The sequence below is a fragment of the Schlesneria sphaerica genome (assembly GCF_044336245.1).
Classification (GTDB): Bacteria; Planctomycetota; Planctomycetia; order Planctomycetales; family Planctomycetaceae; genus Schlesneria; species Schlesneria sphaerica.
In genome coordinates, this window is sequence record NZ_CP172346.1 from 1,939,279 (window position 1) to 1,956,986 (window position 17,708).

Annotated in this window: 11 protein-coding genes, 2 tRNA genes and 1 rRNA gene; 3 read left to right on the top strand and 11 right to left on the bottom strand. The window is 55.5% G+C overall.

The annotated features are described in order from the left end of the window. Positions 1 to 246: 246 nt before the first annotated feature. Both ACGY09_RS07180 and ACGY09_RS07185 read right to left on the bottom strand, forming a co-directional pair. The gene (locus ACGY09_RS07180; protein ID WP_397571023.1) at positions 247 to 1,881 is read right to left on the bottom strand and encodes a hypothetical protein; all 1,635 of its coding nucleotides are present in this window, start codon (positions 1,879 to 1,881) and stop codon (positions 247 to 249) included. Between the two features lie 1,281 nt (positions 1,882 to 3,162). Beyond that, positions 3,163 to 4,701, bottom strand: a 16S ribosomal RNA gene (locus ACGY09_RS07185). A 622-nt stretch (positions 4,702 to 5,323) separates the two neighbouring features. On the opposite strand from ACGY09_RS07185, the gene ACGY09_RS07190 reads away from it, so the two are divergent. From ACGY09_RS07190 to ACGY09_RS07200, 3 genes are all read left to right on the top strand, one after another. After that, positions 5,324 to 6,244, top strand: a complete 921-nt coding sequence (locus ACGY09_RS07190; protein WP_373650957.1) for a DUF6263 family protein — start codon at positions 5,324 to 5,326, stop codon at positions 6,242 to 6,244. 229 nt (positions 6,245 to 6,473) lie between these two features. Next, a tRNA-Thr gene (locus tag ACGY09_RS07195) sits at positions 6,474 to 6,546 on the top strand. A 34-nt stretch (positions 6,547 to 6,580) separates the two neighbouring features. Then, positions 6,581 to 6,654: transfer RNA gene (locus tag ACGY09_RS07200), tRNA-Val, on the top strand. A gap of 251 nt (positions 6,655 to 6,905) precedes the next feature. Here ACGY09_RS07200 and ACGY09_RS07205 read toward each other — a convergent pair. Genes ACGY09_RS07205 through ACGY09_RS07245 form a run of 9 tightly spaced genes read right to left on the bottom strand, consistent with a single transcriptional unit; the run spans position 6,906 to position 17,109 of the window. Beyond that, positions 6,906 to 7,766: a hypothetical protein gene (locus tag ACGY09_RS07205; RefSeq protein ID WP_397571024.1), complete on the bottom strand. Its 861-nt coding sequence runs from the start codon at positions 7,764 to 7,766 to the stop codon at positions 6,906 to 6,908. Positions 7,767 to 7,786: 20 nt separating this feature from the next. Beyond that, positions 7,787 to 9,478, bottom strand: a complete 1,692-nt coding sequence (locus ACGY09_RS07210; RefSeq protein WP_397571025.1) for a hypothetical protein — start codon at positions 9,476 to 9,478, stop codon at positions 7,787 to 7,789. Continuing rightward, positions 9,456 to 11,078 (bottom strand): hypothetical protein, encoded by a 1,623-nt coding sequence (locus tag ACGY09_RS07215; protein WP_397571026.1) that lies wholly within the window; start codon positions 11,076 to 11,078, stop codon positions 9,456 to 9,458. Before ACGY09_RS07215 ends, ACGY09_RS07210 begins: the two co-directional genes overlap by 23 nt. Continuing rightward, the gene (locus tag ACGY09_RS07220) at positions 11,078 to 12,469 is read right to left on the bottom strand and encodes a hypothetical protein (protein WP_397571027.1); all 1,392 of its coding nucleotides are present in this window, start codon (positions 12,467 to 12,469) and stop codon (positions 11,078 to 11,080) included. Before ACGY09_RS07220 ends, ACGY09_RS07215 begins: the two co-directional genes overlap by 1 nt. A 38-nt stretch (positions 12,470 to 12,507) precedes the next feature. After that, entirely contained in the window at positions 12,508 to 13,038 is a 531-nt protein-coding gene (locus ACGY09_RS07225; RefSeq protein WP_373650952.1) for a hypothetical protein, read from the bottom strand. Next, a complete protein-coding gene (locus ACGY09_RS07230) occupies positions 13,038 to 13,670 on the bottom strand; it encodes a Tfp pilus assembly protein FimT/FimU (protein ID WP_397571028.1) in 633 nt (210 codons plus the stop codon). Before ACGY09_RS07230 ends, ACGY09_RS07225 begins: the two co-directional genes overlap by 1 nt. Next, positions 13,670 to 14,140, bottom strand: a complete 471-nt coding sequence (gene gspG / locus ACGY09_RS07235; protein WP_373650950.1) for a type II secretion system major pseudopilin GspG — start codon at positions 14,138 to 14,140, stop codon at positions 13,670 to 13,672. The genes ACGY09_RS07230 and gspG overlap by 1 nt, the downstream gene beginning before the upstream one ends. A 36-nt stretch (positions 14,141 to 14,176) precedes the next feature. After that, positions 14,177 to 15,385: a type II secretion system F family protein gene (locus tag ACGY09_RS07240; protein ID WP_373650949.1), complete on the bottom strand. Its 1,209-nt coding sequence runs from the start codon at positions 15,383 to 15,385 to the stop codon at positions 14,177 to 14,179. A 29-nt stretch (positions 15,386 to 15,414) separates the two neighbouring features. Next, entirely contained in the window at positions 15,415 to 17,109 is a 1,695-nt protein-coding gene (locus ACGY09_RS07245; protein ID WP_397571029.1) for a GspE/PulE family protein, read from the bottom strand. Positions 17,110 to 17,708 lie beyond the last annotated feature (599 nt).

Here is a 17,708-nt window from a genome sequence, read left to right on the forward strand (position 1 = left end):
ATCGCCGAGCCAAACTCCGCCAGCGATGTCGTAGAAGCATTTTCAGCAACATTCCCGCTGCTGCTTCCGGCAGACGATCGTTGCGGTTCGTGCTTCACTGAAAAACGCGACGTTTCAAGAAATCATCCCCTGTCTTAATCGGGATGCGAGTGATACGGAACGACAAAAGAGCAGGGGATTTGTGGCGTGCGATGCTGCTCGCCATAAATCCCCCTTGTCCTCATGTTTTCTGAGGTGTGATTCAACCTACTGGAGAATCATCGTCCGAAGCTGCACCATCGCCGGAGTCAGGTTCGAAGAAATACGTCCCATGGTGCGTCGATCTTCGGTCTGACATTTTACGATATATGCATAGACGCGACGCCATGTCTCGTATAACTCAGTGACGTCGCCTTCAAGCGACGACGCAGACCGGCCGCTGAGAAGATGATCGTGGATCCGCGCGGCTTGCCGAGTTAGCTTCTGTGTTTCTTCGAGACAGGTTTGTGTGTACGGCTGGCGGTCCTGATTGAGCCAGCGACGAGTGACCTGATCGACTTGTTCAGAGAAGTGCTGAATCGACGCAGCCAGTTCTTCGGCTGCCCGGTAGTCGAAATCATCTGGCTGAAGATGCAGAGAAGTCCGCAGAGTATTGACAGTTCGGTGAATCCGGTTCAATACGGCCACGGCTTTGTCACTATCGACCTCCTGAAACACATCAATGAACGAGCGTTCGGCCTGCTCGATCTTGCGGAACAGGGCGGTGATTTCCTTCTCACCCTGTCCCTGGTCGACCGCTGAAGAGAACTCATTACAGACTTTATAGAACTGTTCGGCGACGGAAAGGGCCTGCTTGGCCTTCGGCAGCTGCATGACCAGCAGTAGCGGCGTCCGTTCGAAGAACTCGTCGATGTCCTTTCTCAGATATGACGACAGTTGAATGAACTGCGACTGGTCCATCTTATGCGGTAAGAGAAGGAGCTGGTGAATTTCACTGGTTGCCGCCGCGACACGTCGAATCCCATGATCGATATAACGATTTTCTTCTTCCTGCAGTTTGGATGCGACGGGCCCCCACAATGTTTCAAACTGCTTGTAGGCCTCAACAATCACCTTGGACTCTGAACGATCGTCACGAATAACCGTGACCAGATTCAATGCGATTTGTCGAAGCCGACTGACGGAGCGTCGATATGTTTGAGCGTCCTCACCGTTCCCTAACTCCGTCGCCAGGTCTTCTTGAAGTCCTTCCAGATCGGCCACGAGCGAGGCCGCCTTCAAGAGAAGCCGCTGGCGGTTCAACTGGGGCTGAATGCCAATCACCTGACGAATCCGCTGACTGGTTTCGTTTAGGACTTTCATATGATCCTTAGACTCAACCGAAAGTCCGGGGATCCGCTCCAGTCGAAAAGCCAATTCCCGCCAGTCTGCATCCACTTGCTGAATCTCTTCCTGCAGCAGTGGATCTGCACCGTGCTTTTCTGCGTGCTTGCTGACGACGACAGCTGTGGCGCTCAACCGCAGTGCCTCTGTATTACTCTGCCGAAGGCCGGGAATTCTTCCCATTTCCTCGTTCAACCCGTAGCTCAGTTGCGTCATCGTATCCGAGAACTTCCGCACCAGCGGACGCAGTTGCTTGATATCGAATGACGGCGTTACGGCTTGAATCGATCCAGACTCGCGAGGCAGATCGAAGTCAGCATCACTATCTAAGGATTTGGTGTAATCATCGATGAAGCCTCGCATACTTTCCCGCGAGTGAGGAGGACGAATCGAAAGGTTTCGTTGTGAATATGCCTCGGTCGACCAGAGGCACGGCGCAACGAAGACAAACCCGCAAAGAAGCTGGTGCCGAACCTTGCGAGACCAGGGCTGACGTCCAGAACTTTGATCAATGGGCATGTTTTCAGCGTCCTTTCTCAAGCGGATTATCCAGAACGCGCGAAGCGCCATCGCGCGAGGAGAACACTATCCAAATTCGCCACATGCTCCAATACGAAATTGCTGCCAGCCAACTCGTCGCAAACTGCGACGGGAAAACCTGTACAACGTCCACAATGAACCCCGAATACGATCCGAAAAGCGTTCAAGGTCCAATTGGCGACGAAGACAATGCACCAAGTGCGTGAATCCCCCAAAAGTCCCGTCCGCACGAACATCTTCCGATTCGGTTCAAATACGAGACTCGACACAGTTGAATACCGCCGCGAACTGTGCCCCACCGGACTAGCAGCGCCCTCAAGACGTATTGGTAAACCAACAGCGAGCAAGGTGACTGACAGAGTTGGCGATAGCGAACTCCACCAATCTGCACCAAATCAATGTCCAGCGTTTCAGTTCTTCAACACGGAGATGCCCGCACTCGGGTGTTGTCTCAGTCAGCTTGCTCGATTGTGGTCAGCTCCTCCGAAAGAGGAGTCGAATCCTACGCAAAGACGAATACGTTCAGCGTACTTAAGGGGTGTTGCACGGGTTGCCAGGGCCGCCGGGCTACCCGTGCTCGCAGCACAAGAGGTCCCCCACCCACGACTCAGGATCCAGGATTTCCGAATGAGCATCCTCCGACTCGCATCCGGTGCTTCGGGAATGGACGGAGGGGTGTTGCTCTTTTGCGGAAACTTTCCGACGTTAAATGCCTGCCCGGTGACTCAGAGGACGCGTTGACTAAGACACTCTGTGAAGAAGACCCGAGCAATTTGGTGCCAGGAAGAAAGTCCGTGCGACGTGTAGAACAGCCGACCCAGCCGAAGAATGGAGAAACTCGCTCAGCCCGCGTGGCTGGGATCCTTTTCTTCACAAGTACCGGTAGACGCGGGTCTCTTTCTTTACCGCGTTGGGAAGAGAACGTCGGACCAACCCCGAAGAGGAAACGCGAAGCGGAGCGGCATTCCACATTCCACTATCTGCATCCCGGCTACGGCCAATGGTCATTCCAGGGTTTCAAGAATGACACTCTGGAAATTGCCGAAACAGCTCTGATGGGTTGGACGAAAAACGAAAAAGCCACCATCACGAATAAACGCGATGGTGGCTTTTTGTATGAACAGGCTGGAGAGTTGAGAATCAAGAATTGTCGAATGATGCGGACTGTTTGTTATTGATTTGAGTCACCGTGTATTGTTCGATCGACTGACGTCTTTCGAACCACGTGTGTCTCTGGCGCAATTGACCAATATCCTTTAGAAAGGAGGTGATCCAGCCGCAGGTTCCCCTACGGCTACCTTGTTACGACTTAGTCCCAATCACGGAGTTCATCTTCGGCACCTGTGTCCTTGCGGTTCACGCAGCGACTTCGGATGCCCCCCGCTTTCGTGGCTTGACGGGCGGTGTGTACAAGGCTCAGGAACACATTCACCGCAGCAATGCTGATCTGCGATTACTAGCGATTCCAGCTTCATGCAGGCGAGTTGCAGCCTGCAATCCGAACTGAGGGACGCTTTTTGCGATTAGCTTGCCTTCGCAGGCTTGCAGCGCTTTGTACGCCCCATTGTAGCACGTGTGCAGCCCTGGGCATAAAGGCCATGAGGACTTGACGTCATCCCCGCCTTCCTCCGGTTTGACACCGGCAGTCTCCTTAGAGTCCCCACCATAACGTGCTGGCAACTAAGGATAAGGGTTTCGCTCGTTTAGCGACTTAACGCGACATCTCACGACACGAGCTGACGACAGCCATGCAGCACCTGTGCATGTTCCGCTCTTGCGAGTGTGGCCCGACTTTCATCAGGTTGATCCATGCATGTCAAACCCAGGATAAGGTTCTTCGCGTTGCCTCGAATTAAGCCACATGCTCCACCGCTTGTGTGAGCCCCCGTCAATTCCTTTGAGTTTCAGCCTTGCGACCATACTCCCCAGGCGGAACACTTAACGCTTTCGCTACGAGAACGAAGGCCGAAGCCCCCGTCCTCCAGTGTTCAGTGTTTACGGCTAGGATTACCGGGGTATCTAATCCCGTTCACTCCCCTAGCTTTCGTGCCTCAGCGTCAGAAAAGGCCCAGTGTGCCGCTTTCGCTGCTGGCGTTCCTTCCGATCTCTACACATTTCACCGCTCCACCGGAAGTTCCACACACCCCTACCTCACTCAAGTCATCCAGTCTCAGGCGCAGTTTTCCGGTTGAGCCGGAAGATTTCACACCTGACTTAGATAACCGCCTACGCACCCTTTAAGCCCAGTGATTCCGAATAACGTTCGCACAGTTCGTATTACCGCGGCTGCTGGCACGAACTTAGCCCGTGCTTCCTCTGAGGCTCTGTCAAATACAAGAGATAGCTCTCGTATACTTCATCCCCTCTGACAGCGGTTTACAATCCGAAGACCTTCATCCCGCACGCGGCGTCGCTCGGTCAGACTTTCGTCCATTGCCGAAGATTCTCGACTGCAGCCACCCGTAGGTGTCTGGCCAGTGTCTCAGTGCCAGTGGTGGGGGCCATGCTCTCACACCCCCTAAGCGTCAAAGCCTTGGTGAGCCGTTACCTCACCAACTAGCTGATACTGCGTAAGCCGCTCCCCAGGTGGAATCTCACCCATTGCTTCCCGATCATCACGACCAGGAAGATTATCGAGTATTACCCACAGTTTCCCGTGGCTATCCTCGCCCTGGGGGTACGTCACCTACGTGATCCTACCCCGTTCGCCGGTGTCCCCCTTGCGGGTTCTCCCTCGACTTGCATGCCTAATCCACGCCGCCAACGTTCATTCTGAGCCAGGATCAAACCCTTTGAGTATTGTTTTCAGAAACGCGACAACTTAACTTACGTTTTGTCGTCACGAAAATGTTAACTTGGGTTTGTCCGCTGGCCACACGTTGACTGATCATGTGAAAGTCTTTCGACTTTCCTGATCGTATTGTCACAAGCCTTAAAGGACTTGTTAGACAAGGTCTTCATACGGCCAGCAACCACATCATACGAACAAAACTGATTCCCAAAATCTCTCCAACCATGTTTTCAAAGATCAGTTCCCGTCGCGACTTGCGTTGCTGCGGGAGGGAGATTGTATGTATCGGCGATCTGACCGTCAACCTTCAGGCCCTTCTTTTTTTCACAAAGTTTTTGTTTCCCGGTTCGGCCCGAAACGAGGTCGTTTTGGGTAGGGTGCGAAAGATAGAACCCAGAAGAGGAGTTGCCACTTTGGGAAAGAAGGAGGTCTTCCTGAAGGCCCGATTGCCGCCGCCGCCAAACTGAGGCGCCGAACCGCCAGGCAAACTGATCTCGGCACATTCCGCCGGTTGAATTACGATGGCTACCGTCTTCTCTATATAGAGTGCTGGGAAGGCGCTGTTGTCACACGGGGGCCGCCCCCGCGTGAAGATCGTCCATCATGAACGACAAGGCCAGGAGGGCGCGAATGTCGAATCAGCGGCTGCGAATGTATTTGTCTTTGTTGGGATTTGCTTTCGGCCTCTCGGGCGTTGCCGCTGCGGACGAGACGACGTTCCAACTCGTCTATCACTTTAAGCCCGGCCAGTTCTTCCACTACGAGCAGTCTGACCGGGCGGAGCTGACGACGCAGTCGGGATCGAACCAGGCGCTCGCCATCCAGCAGACTCAGACCTTCCGATCGTTTCGGGTGATTTCCGTTGACGACGATGGCAGTGCCGTAATCGAGCCCGTCGTGGAAAGTGTCAGAATGGCGTCCCAAACAGGGGAATCGGGCGTTGTGGGCTATGACAGCACAAAAGATGAAGTCATTCCCAAAGGGTTTGAAAGCCTCGCCGGAACCGTTGGGCGGCCTCTTGCCCGTTTTCAGGTTTCTGCCAACGGTCGACTCAACAAGGTGACGCTGCTGGTCAACGACGTCCCCAAGAAATTTGCTGAGGCCGCCGAGAAAACCGACCCCGCCATCAACTGTCTGGTCGTCTTCCCGGAAAAGGCCGTCAAAATTGGCGAAAAGTGGAGCGAGAAATCAGACACCCCCGTGTCGGTGGGCAACAATCTAACCCAGGACCTGGGACTGATTCGTGTCTACGAACTCGCGAAAGTCGAGAACGATATCGCAACGATTCGCTTTCGAACCAGCCTCCGTGTCCCCATGCATGATCCGGACATTCTGCGGCAGATTGTTCAGCAGACCCCGTCAGGAACAATCGAGTTCGATTTGAAGGAGGGGAAAATCCTTTCGCGTTCTCTCAAAATTGACGAAAAGGTGATCGGCGCCTTCGGCCCCCAAACCTTGCTGCAGGCTCAGGGCGAAATGCTGGAGAAACTCGTTCCCGCAAGGACCCCGGCCAAAGTCGGAGCCAAACCGGTCAGCGCGAAACCAAACTGACTTGACCTGCTTAATCAACGCCCTCTGCCGGTCATCGAGAATTCCAGCCCCTGCAGCGAATCCAAAGCCGAAATACCTCAGGGAAGTGTGGCATCGCGGCCGATGGAAAACGGGATTAAGTGGAGGCAGAGATGGTGTCTGGTGCCGAACGAAATATTGGCAGATGAAGTCATGCTGTGCAGTCTTGCCGCGACGACGTATTCTGTTATTATCTCTCCTCCCTAACCCGGCCGCCGTAGCTCAGCTGGCAGAGCGATGCTTTCGTAAAGCATAGGTCCTCGGTTCGAATCCGAGCGGTGGCTCTTGGTCAGATTCATCTGGCCTTGACCGAGTCAGGGGCGATTAGCTCAGCTGGTTAGAGCGCCATGCTTACACCGTGGATGTCGGGGGTTCGAATCCCTCATCGCCCATCACTCGAAACCCTTGGAGTTGCTTGCAAACAAGCCGAACTCCAAGGGTTTTTTCGTTGATCTGGGCAGAGGGGACGCCCCGACGCGCCACAAGCCTTTATCGCTTCTCTGTGCAGAGGAAAACCTTGCAGCAGGTGACGGATTCGTCGGCCTGGCTCGGTTCTCCTATCACAACGCAATTTGACCATTGACGTTATGTCGTCGAAGCGCAGTGGTGGGCCGCTCACTCGCTCAGTAGGTCGTGAGAAACGTCAGTATTCCAGCGGTAAGGCCGTCGCTTCTGCCAGGGATTCACCGATCGACAGTAACCATCGCTCGCCCACGGATTCCAGAATCACGTCATCGTCCAGGATATCGACCACCGAACCTGTGAAGTGGCCGATCTCGAACTGACTTCCTCGTCTGAGTTTCACCAGTTTGTCTTCAGAGCGAAGCGTAAACCAGACTTCCAGTTCCTCCCCGTCTTGCGCGATCGCAGTCAGGAAAGCCTGTCGGGAAACGTCAGACTCTCCGCCAGCCCCGAACAGATTCCTCTGCGCGATAATGGCGTAGTCCGAAAGCTGAGGATACGCCAGTTTGTTGGACGCGACTTGCGAGAGCTGGTTCTTGTTTTCCGCCCCGGGAAGCACGAGGGCATCAATCGCCAGCGAGATATCGACACCTCCCCCTTTGCCCATGGGGGTCAGATTGAGCGATTGAATCTTGTGAAGGTGTCCCGCCTGATAAAAGTCGAACAGAAAGTTGACGAGCTGGTGCAGAGTTCCTTTTCCTCGCACGGAGAAGGCCAGCGAGTCGTAGAATCCCTTTCGACTTGTCGCCGGTCCGGAATCAACGTGGGCGGACTGAAACTTCGATTTCTCGACCAGATCCAGCAACCAGGTGCGATACAGTGAACGGGCAATTTCCGTGTCACGGGGGAGCGAAGCCTTTTCCCACGTCGCCAACTTGACCGCAGCTTCCTTCGCTGCAGCCAGCTCCTTCTTCTTTCCTTTGATCTTCTTTTCGAGTTGCTCTTTGCGAGACTGCCGTTGCTCCAACGGGGCGTCGACGTAGTTCTTCAATACGTAATCCCCTCCCATGAAGAGGACGATCGCGCCGAGAACAAAATACATCAATCTCTTTCGAAGGTCGTTCATGATTTGCGGCCCTCGCTCGCGCCAGCAGGGGATGTTTCGGGAGCATTCTCCCCTTTTGCAGACTTCTTGTTGTTGGTGGCTTCGGCCGGGGCAGCCGGACCAGTCGTCTCGGCGCCCCCGTCACTTTCTGGAGCGGGAGATTTGGGATTAGCCGACTTTCGAGTTTCGGTTTTCTTGCCTGCCCCATTCTTGCGAGAACTTTTGCCTGTTCCCTTAGGAGCATCGTCATCGGATTCGGCCGTCGACTTTGGTTTGACGGCGGACAGACTCAGCAGTGATTCAAAGTTCCAGGTGTATGATTTATCCTGAACTCGCTCGTCCACGCGCGGGGTCTGAATCTCGTGCCGTGCGTCTCTCAGTGTGGCTTCCATTCGGGTCACCACACCCGGCTCTCGCACCAGTCCCTGAAATGCGACATTCGCCTTGCCGCCGCGTGCGGGGGACATGGTCAGTCGCTGCAAGACAATATCCTGCCCCGAAGGGAATCGGGATGACAAGTCTCGTAGCTCGTCGAGCCAGACAATGCTGTTGGTATTCCATTCGTCGAGTGCGGCGATCACCTTTTTCTTCTCGGCGGTCTTCTTCACCAGTTTTTCCAGGTCCGAGAGCTCTTCCTGCAGCCGACGGTTTTCCGCGTCGGCACTCGCAATCAAATCCCACTGGTAATATCCAGCGACGGCCAGCATTAATCCGACCACCGTCCCCAGGACGGCGTACCGCTGAAGTTGATTTTTCGCTTTCGGAGGCCGGCGCGGATGCAGAAAGTCGATCGCGTGCGTACCCCCTTTTGCTTCGTTAACCAACATCCCCAGAAGCGGAACCAGACGCCCGGAGGTCAGTGGCTTCCAGTCTTTTCCTGGAAGAAATCCCGAAAGAGGGTCGTAGAGTTCGACGTTCGTGGTTGCTCCCTGGGAAACCCGCTCCCGCACTCGCTCGTAATCGGATGACGTTCCGAGCAGGTAGATCGTATCGATCGTGCGGGCTGCCGAGCCTTCGGGCGGTGCAACGAGCAGTGTCCGGCGAATCTCGTGAACCAGTCGGGTCTCAGCAGACTCGTTCCCCAGCTTTCCTGGTAAGCGCACGCTGCGGAAAAACAGGGGTCGCTGTGAGTCGACAACGATCAGATCGACATCATCATTGATGACATTCACCAGCAGGGCAAAACCGGACTCAAGGGGATTGTGCTTCAGGAATAACGAGGCTGTCTCGTAGGGGCGGACGAGCAGTCTGTCCGGGGTCACTGAAGCGGCCGAACAGACCGCATTGATTCTGGTAAGTTCCTGAGACGCAAGCGCGGCGGCAGTGATTTGGCGCGGTTCGGTGACGGCGCCGGGATGGGGGACAAAATCAATGACCGCACCTTCCGCCGCCCCGGCCGACTGCGATGTCACCTGATTGATGACCAGTTCCGGCAGTTCCGCGTCTGATGCTGGGGGAAGGGTCAGCTCGAACAATTCGACCGCGGATCGATCCACCCCCACCAGGACTTTCGCGCCACTCCGCTTGTACTTCCCTAAAGCCCCCTGTAGGGCTTTACCGACGTCCTCATTCGAAAGAACGGAATTATCAGCGGGACGAGGAAGTTCAACGGCCTCCGCGGATTCGACCGTAATGCGATCGCCTGCAGCGGTTGCGATAACGAAACAGAGTTCCCGTTCGCTGCAATCAATTGCCAAAAGGCGTTGCATTGAATGCTCCCGTCTGCGTGTTTGAAATGCCTCCTGGGGTGTCGATCACGTCCCAGGGGTATCCTCGACCAAGCACCTGCAGGTCTTTCCAGTATTTTCGCCTGACGGGGCGACGACTGGCATCCAGCACAAGTTCTACCCGTTGCGACAGTCTCGACGCCTCGGAAAATGCGATCAACTGCGTCCGGTAGACATCCCCCCCCACCGTGATGTAGGGAACAAGTTGCCTCATCCTGGCCAGATCCGTCAGCCCTTCGGTAAACGGCCAGCAAGGGTGCAGGTCGTGCGAGGGACTCTTCTGTGTCGACGAATTGCGCGACGTCACGATCTGATCAGCCAAGTCTTTTTCCATTCCCGGAATCGCCTGCAGAACTTCTGCCGGAGCCAGATTGATATTGATCAACCCCTTGAGTACCGGCTCAGGTGCTACGGTCACACTATCCCACACTTTCCCGAGGCTTTCATCCAGCTTTTCTGCCTCATTTGAGAGAGTGCTCTCGACCGAGCCGGCGACTCCTCCTGGGACCGCGACACTCACCCGAGTTTGAATCAGATCGACGAGCGAAAGTATCGAGAAACGCGCTGGAATACGGAAGTCGACGCGGACTGACCGTAATTCGATGGGTCGCCCTCCTGCGGGACCTGGTCCATTCTGACGGTATAACACGACAAAATTGGCGAACTCGGGATCGACAGCGCTCGACAACTGGCGATGCAACTGACTGAGGTCCATCTGGTTCAAGTTGACTCGCGGTTGACCTGAAGACGAGGAATTCCGTTCGTCGCTGTACAAAGTCAGTAGTTCCACCCAGGGGATGTGCTTCCCACCCGACACATCTTGTTGTACGGGATCCAGCCCCGCGGCCTGTTCATCGAGATCGATGCGGTGGTTCTGGTTGGTATCACTTCCGTAGAGCAGCGAACGTGTCACTCCTTTAACGAGCAGCAATTCTTCCAGTGACAGGGGAATACCGTTGCGAGCGGAGTAGGGAGGCGTCAGCGACGAATAATAGTCCCCTTCGGCCCCTGCCGACCGGGGCATCGAGTCGCTGTCCATCCAGTCCAGCAATGCCTCGGCGATGGCTTCGGTCATTCCGGGAAGTGTCATCAACGATTGACGCCCTTGTCCGGGCATCTCCGTTTCCCATTGCAGGACTTTTCTCAAATCCAGCTTCCCTGATTCGCGAAGCATACCGTATTGCCACTTCGTTCCCGTTCCGTCGTCGTAGTGAGGAGCCATGGCGGTGAAACGTACACGGGAGTTGGGTCTCGCTTCATCCGAAACGACAACGCCCCGCATCAGCTCCTGCTCGACCAGATCTGTATCGGAAGTCGCTTCGGGATTGGGCGGAAGTGAGAGATAAAGTTTCAGAAACTCCTCTGCAGAGGCGAGAGCATTTTCCATCTGCATCTGCTCACCACGCAGATGAACGACTTTGTTTTCGTGTGAAATCGACGCGACAAAACCAAATCCGGCCAGACTCACCATCACGATAACGACCATGACGACAACAAGCACAATTCCGTTGCGCCGAGCTGTCACCGAGTTGACAGGATTCGAAACGGGCCTTCCGCCTGAATCAGACTTCACATCTCTCATTACGGTCGACTCCTTGCGGGAGGCGAGACGGCTGGTGTCCCGGCAACTTCCGGTGCCATCGGCAGCCCTAAAGGTTTTCCGGAGGGGTCAGCCTGATCGGCGGGGGTGGCGGCGAAGGGAAGATGGATGAGTTGCCGGTAAACGGCTCCCGGAGCCGATGACCAGCTCGAGGAAACGCCTTCTTCAGTCGAAGAGGCCCCATCCTCACTTTCCGCATCCTCCGCGACCATCGAAGTCGTGCCGGCAGAGTCACCAATCGTGCTGACTTTCAACAGGACTTCGACGAGCACCGGAAGACTTCCGCGTTCTTCACTGTCCCACTCGAAATCCCAATCCAGTCCGTCGAAATAGCGAAACTCGATACCGATCACCTGCGGGAGGTGGTGCACATCACGACCGCGTTCAAAGGCAAGCGCGTCCTCGGCATTCCAATCGGGCAAGTCGGACACCTCAGCCGAAGGGACCGAAGAGCTGAGCGCGTGGATTCCCGCCCAGGTCTCCCAAGACCATTCCCGACGAACGAGTCCGGGGGGATGTTGCGCTTCATTTGTCGTTGCAGCCTCCGTCGGCAGAGCGAAAGAGTACTGGATCGTCCTCAATTCGGTGGCAAACGAAGCTCGAGGTTGCCCCGGAAGCGGTAAGACCTCCGTGAGATCAGTTGGTCCCTGAGTCTGTGCTGGATCTGCCTGCAGGATCATCAGGCGTAGCGACCGGCTCGTGCCGAGTAGACCGAATTTCGGTACGAGCTGCTCTGCCGAAGGGTCTTCTCCGACAGCGTTCGACGTTGAAGAATTACTGCTTCGAAAGCTGTCGCGTGACGGAGGAACCGGACCGTTGGACGAGTTCCTCTGGCCTGACAAGGAAGAGCCCGCCAGTTCATTCCGCCCCAGCGGGCGACCTGACACTCCCGGCGATTCACCGCCCAACCCACCAGCACCGCGAGAGCGAGCCGCACCAGGTCCGGCATCTCTTCCCGCATCTGGCAAAGCAGAATTGCGGGACATCGAGCGTTGGCCGTTAAAGTCACGACCAGCGGAGTTTTCCTGAAGCGCACCGGGCCGGGTTCCTCCGAAGCGTCCTCGGGCAGAGGAATCCGGCGCTGCCGCTCCTGCCATGGCTGGGTCGAACGAGGATTCTGATCCACCATTAAAGAGCGGAATCAATGGCCCCGAAGAGAAGCCGCCCTCGTCGTCGGAATTCATGGCGATCTGCGCAAGATCCTTGGCCAGTTGAGCCGTGACTCCGCGAACAATCTGAGTCTCTTCAATCTTCTTCCTGCCGGTCGCGAACATCCTCAGGTAAATATCCGAGAGACTCCACAACGCGATCAGTACGACGGATGCCAGTAGCGAAGTGAGCAGCACTTCCAGCAGGGTAAAACCGGCGCGCACCGGACCTTCGTCATTCCCTGTGTGAGAACGAGACAACCTCACGGTGCCACCTGACGTGGCGATGTACGCGAGGAGGGTCCGGAACTGGCCCCAGAAGATGGGGAAAGAGCTTGCCGTCCCGTGAACGGTAAGGGCGAGGTATCGCTATTTGACTGAGACCCAGTCCCTGCTGTGCCGGTCAGGTTATCCGGATCGGCAAGGTCGTCAGGCACCCAGCGAACTAATGTGAACCGGATGGGGCGGGCAATGGTCTCTGTTCCCTGAAAGACAGTGACAGAAACGGACAAAAGTCGTGGCAGGTGGCTGAGAGGCTCGACATCCACAGAGTAGAACCACCCCGGATCATCTTCGAGTTCAGCCGATTCGATCGATTTGACCGGCTCAATCCCCGCCAGGATTTCGTCGATTTTCGCCTGACAGAGCAGTTGGGCGATGTTGAGGTCATACGCGGCATGAGCCTGCTTGCGACCGATTGTCGCAAGCTCGATCAGTGCGATGGAACTGCCAAGCAGGATGCTCGTTGCGAGCAGGACTTCCATCAACGAAAAGCCGCGTCGGGACGTCGACATTATCTCAATTCCTGTCGCCGCGTTTCTCCAATTTTGGCCGCACCCGTCAGACCGCTCAACTTCACATCCAGGCGGAAATCAGGTTCACCGCGCAGCTCGACGACAGCGTTTGTCGTTCCCCCATTGGGATAGAAAATTGCGAGATCAATCCATTCGATCCCTTCACTTTCGACAGAAGTGTTGCCGATTTCCGGCAGGCTCTCATCCGTATCGACGGCGACTTCGAATCGTATCCCTTCAGGAAGCTCTCGTTCTTCCAATAGAAGGTCCGTCGATTCGTTGAGCGGAGATCGTTCGGCCCCGTCGAGCGATGCCTCACTCGCGGACAACTCGACGTCCGACAGGCCGCCCGCTTGAGTATCGTCGAGCGACATTGGCTTCACCTGGAATTTTCCCGTGTGCAACTGAAAGCGAAAGACCTGCGCCTCACCTGACTGCATGGCTTTCAAGCGGGCTTTCGACAGTGCCGCAGAGACTTCCTGCGCTGCCGATTGCAGACGCAGTTTATCCATTGGCGACTTCAGCATCGGCCACGATAAAGCAGCCATGCTCGCCAGGACGGACATCACGACGACCATTTCCATCATCGAATGACCGCGGCGCTGGGAATGTTGTTGAGTGGACTTCATCATCAAGCTCCATCCTTTGCTTCAGCGTCCCAGCTCACGATGTCGTCTTCTGTGTCTTCCTGACCATCAGGGCCAAGCGACCAGATTTCCGGTTCTTTTCGTTTGCCGTGTGTCGGAGGGAACTGGTACTGGTAGTCACGTCCCCAGGGATCTTTGGGAATCTGCGACTTCTTGAGGTAGGGGCCGTCCCAGCTTGACTTGGTCTCTTCATCTTTCGATGGGTCTTCGATCAGTGCGGCCAGCCCAATTTCGGTATCGGGATACTCACGCATATCGACGACGTAATGTTCCAGAGCGGACATCAGCATGCCGATCTGGGTTTTTGCGCCGTTGACGTCCGCCTTCTGCTTACTACCCAGAATTCGGGGTCCGACCATCGAAATGAGCAGCACCAGAATCGCCAGCACGACGAGCATTTCAACCAGCGTAAAGCCAGCTCGTCCTGGCTGCTGACTTCTCTTACTTTTCACCATCACAACCTCCATCTAGAAAAAGCAGTATCCGGGGGATTAACCCATTGTTGAGCTCATCTCGAACACGGGCAGCAGCAGGGCTGTAAGAACAAACAGCACGACTGTCCCCATGACGAGCAACATGGTCGGCTCCAGTAGCCGGACCATAATGTTCAGTTGACGACCGATCTTCCGATCAATCCCATCGGCGACGTTGATCAGCACCTTTTCGAGGTTGTTCGATTCCTCGGCGATGCTGATCATGGCCATGATCGGCTTTGGAAAGAGTCCACATTCCCGCAGCGGACGCGACAGGGTCTCACCGGACGAGATATTCTTGGCAGAGTCATTGATTGCTTGTGCCAGCACGCGGTTACCAGTGGCATCGCTGCTGATTTCCAGGGCTCGCAGCAGCGGAACTCCATTTTTCAGCAGTGTCCCCAGCACGCGGCAGAAGCGGGACAGGGCCGTGGACAGAAAGATGGGACCGATCGCGGGTAACTTGATTTTGTACCGATCGATCACCAGCCGGGCCGCGTCTGTCTGCAGTCGCTTGCGTAACCAGTAAAACAGAGCGACGGCCCCCGCGGCGAGAAACAGCCCGTAGTTACCGAGGAAATCACTGATCCAGAGGAGTGCCACTGTTGGTCCCGGCAAGCCGCCCCCCTTTTCCAGTTGGGCGAACAGCTCAGCAAACTTCGGCACGAAAAACACAATCAGGACGACGGTCACGACCGTTCCGGCCGCAGCGAGAAACGCCGGGTAGGCCATTGCCCCGACGACTTGCCCTTTCATCTCTTCCTGCATTTCCAGGAAGTCAGCGGTTCGCTTCAGGGCGTCTTCGAGAAAGGCTCCTTCCGATCCGGCCCGAACCATGCTGATGGCGAGTTCGCCGAAGATCTCGGGGTGCCGGGCCAGCGCCTGATCGAATGGAACCCCTTCGGCAACCTTGTCTCGAACGTCTGTGAGGACTTCAGCGAGGATCGGATGTGACGCCTGTTCGACAAGTACGTCCAGTGCCGCCATCAGCGAGACGCCATTCTGCAGCAGGTCAGCCAGTTGCGTCAGATTGTTGGCCAGCAGCTCCGCTTTGATTCGCTTGGCTTTGGGCAGTAACCGGAGCGGTTCTCTGGCCGCCTCGACACGAACCGGAAAGAGCGCGCGTTCCTTCAGCAGCGAGAACACATCTCGCTTGCTTCCGGCGGTGATGACGCCCGAGATATCTTTTCCCGAGGCATTCCGCGCGACGTATGCAAATTCCGGCATGGTCAGTTACCCAGTTACGTTTTCAGTCGTCAGTCTGCTTTCGTGGCTCGAAGAACTTCTGCAATCGTGGTTTGCCCTCGCTTGACCCGCTTCCAGCCATCCTGCCGCAAGGTCCGCATTCCTGCCTTGACGGCACACTGCTTGATACGACTTGATGAAGCCCCCTCAGCGACCAGCTGACGAAGTTCGTCGTTTGCTTCCAGAAACTCGTAAATGCCGATTCGCCCTGAATACCCAGTTCCGCGGCAACTCCGACAGCCGACGTTCGTGTAGATCGGCGAGCTTTCGGTGACATCATCCATCGTGAAATCTGCGGGAATCTCTTCCGGTGCGGGGGTATAAGGAACGCGGCAGGATTTACAGAGCGTTCGCACGAGGCGCTGGGCCATCACCCCTTCGATGGTGGAACTGACAAGGAACGGCTCGACACCCATATCCACCAGTCGCATGAAGGCCCCGGCGGCATCGTTGGTGTGCAGCGTGCTGAACACCAGGTGACCGGTCAGTGAGGCCTGAATCGCGTTTTCGGCTGTCTCCTGATCACGAATTTCCCCGACCAGTACAACGTCGGGATCGTGTCGCAGGATCGCTCGCAAACTGGCGGCGAAGGTCATGCCAACCTTCGCATGGACCTGGATCTGATTGATTCCGTCAAGTTGATATTCGATAGGATCTTCGGTGGTGATGATCTTGGTCTGTTCGTCCTTGATCTCCGCGAGCGAACTATACAGGGTGGTTGTTTTACCGGACCCGGTTGGACCGGTGACGAGTACAATTCCGTGTGGCAACGCAATGACACGGCGGAACTTTTCGTAGATGTCGTCTTCCATCCCGATGCCACGAAGCGAAAACTTCATGGCGTCTTTGTCGAGCACACGCATCACGATGCTTTCGCCGTGAAGCATGGGGATGACAGAGACGCGGATATCGACTTCGCGGCCTGAAACTTTCAGCTTGATACGGCCGTCCTGCGGAATCCGTTTTTCGGCAATGTTCATTTTCGCCATGATTTTCAGGCGGCTGATGATCGCGGCCTGAAACCGATTAATTTCCGGCGGCATCGGCTGTGTTTGAAGAACACCGTCGATTCGGTATCGGATTTTGACGCCCGTTGCCTGCGACTCCAGATGAATATCGCTGGTGCGGGCTTCGACGGCTTCGCAGAGAATCTCGTTCACAAGACGAACGACGGACGCTTCCTGAGCCATCTGTGAAGCTTCGGAACGATCCCATTCGAGTTCGTCCAGAACTTCGACGCCATCTTCGTCTTCTGTATTGGCGATCAGGCCGTCGATCGTCTCGGCCCCCACACCCAAATGCGTCTTCACCAGTTTCGCCACTTCCCAGGGAAGAGCGACGACAGGAACCACGCTGCAACCAGCAGCGGTACTGACAGCATCCAGTGCCTGAAGATCGAAGGGATTACCGGTCACGACCACCAGACCGGTATCGGACTGTCGCAAGGGGAAGACCCCGTAGCGGTGAATCAACTTGACGGGAAAGCCTTGCAGTAATGAAAGCTCGGGTTCAATCGTCGACAAATCAACGAAGTCGAGACCCAACGTCGCGGCGACGGATTGAACTGCCAGTTCTTCAGTAGCAAAGCCCAGCGACGCGGCAACCTTCTCCAGGGAGCCGTGGCTTTTCTGAGCTTCTCGCGCGATTTGAAACTCGTGAGCGTCAAGTAGCCTTGAGCCGCTGACAAGCTGGGCACCGTGCATCATGGCATTCAATTCGAGAGAAACGAGCAGTCGAACGCTTGGTTGACACAACCAAACTTAAAAAACCAAGCCCCGTGTCAGAGGCGAAGTTTTTAACGATCAACTTTTGGTAGTGCGTCCTGCGGTTGGGGTCGAAAACATGAGACCAGCCCAATTTCCGTCGATATCAAGTCAACGGCACACGGTTTGCGAAAACAGTTTCCTGTTGTTCTAGCCTTAGGCGGGAACTCTGATCATTTCAGGTAGGTTGCAAATAGCTGGCGGGAGTAAGGCGGGTAAAAACGTCTATCACTGAAGTTAAAGCAGTTCGTTTACCGGCTCATTCGAGCCGACGAGCAAACAAAATCCATCAAAATCCGTTTAGGTGTGACGCTAATCGTAGGTAAAGCCTAGCCGATCGTCAAGGTTTACCCCCGATCCGGTGGAAGATCCGTCTCAATCTCTTCTCCAATCGCGACGTGACTCAACGTAACGGGCGAGAGTTCTTCATCGCTATAAGTGACTAAGAGATAAAAATTTCCATCACATCAACAAGAACGAATCCAACCCTTCTATCCTGTTCCTGTGGACTATATCGTCCAGAATTCCAGCCGAAACTCGTC

Bases quoted from the DNA above. Each gene is read 5' to 3' on its own strand.
- ACGY09_RS07230 (WP_397571028.1), bottom strand. From the start codon at position 13,670: ATGATGAAGTCCACTCAACAACATTCCCAGCGCCGCGGTCATTCGATG.
- ACGY09_RS07180 (WP_397571023.1), bottom strand. From the start codon at position 1,881: ATGCCCATTGATCAAAGTTCTGGACGTCAGCCCTGGTCTCGCAAGGTT.
- ACGY09_RS07225 (WP_373650952.1), bottom strand. From the start codon at position 13,038: ATGTCGACGTCCCGACGCGGCTTTTCGTTGATGGAAGTCCTGCTCGCA.
- gspG (WP_373650950.1), bottom strand. From the start codon at position 14,140: ATGGTGAAAAGTAAGAGAAGTCAGCAGCCAGGACGAGCTGGCTTTACG.
- ACGY09_RS07215 (WP_397571026.1), bottom strand. From the start codon at position 11,078: ATGAGAGATGTGAAGTCTGATTCAGGCGGAAGGCCCGTTTCGAATCCT.
- ACGY09_RS07190 (WP_373650957.1), top strand. From the start codon at position 5,324: ATGTCGAATCAGCGGCTGCGAATGTATTTGTCTTTGTTGGGATTTGCT.
- ACGY09_RS07210 (WP_397571025.1), bottom strand. From the start codon at position 9,478: ATGCAACGCCTTTTGGCAATTGATTGCAGCGAACGGGAACTCTGTTTC.
- ACGY09_RS07240 (WP_373650949.1), bottom strand. From the start codon at position 15,385: ATGCCGGAATTTGCATACGTCGCGCGGAATGCCTCGGGAAAAGATATC.
- ACGY09_RS07245 (WP_397571029.1), bottom strand. From the start codon at position 17,109: ATGATGCACGGTGCCCAGCTTGTCAGCGGCTCAAGGCTACTTGACGCT.
- ACGY09_RS07205 (WP_397571024.1), bottom strand. From the start codon at position 7,766: ATGTATTTTGTTCTCGGCGCGATCGTCCTCTTCATGGGAGGGGATTAC.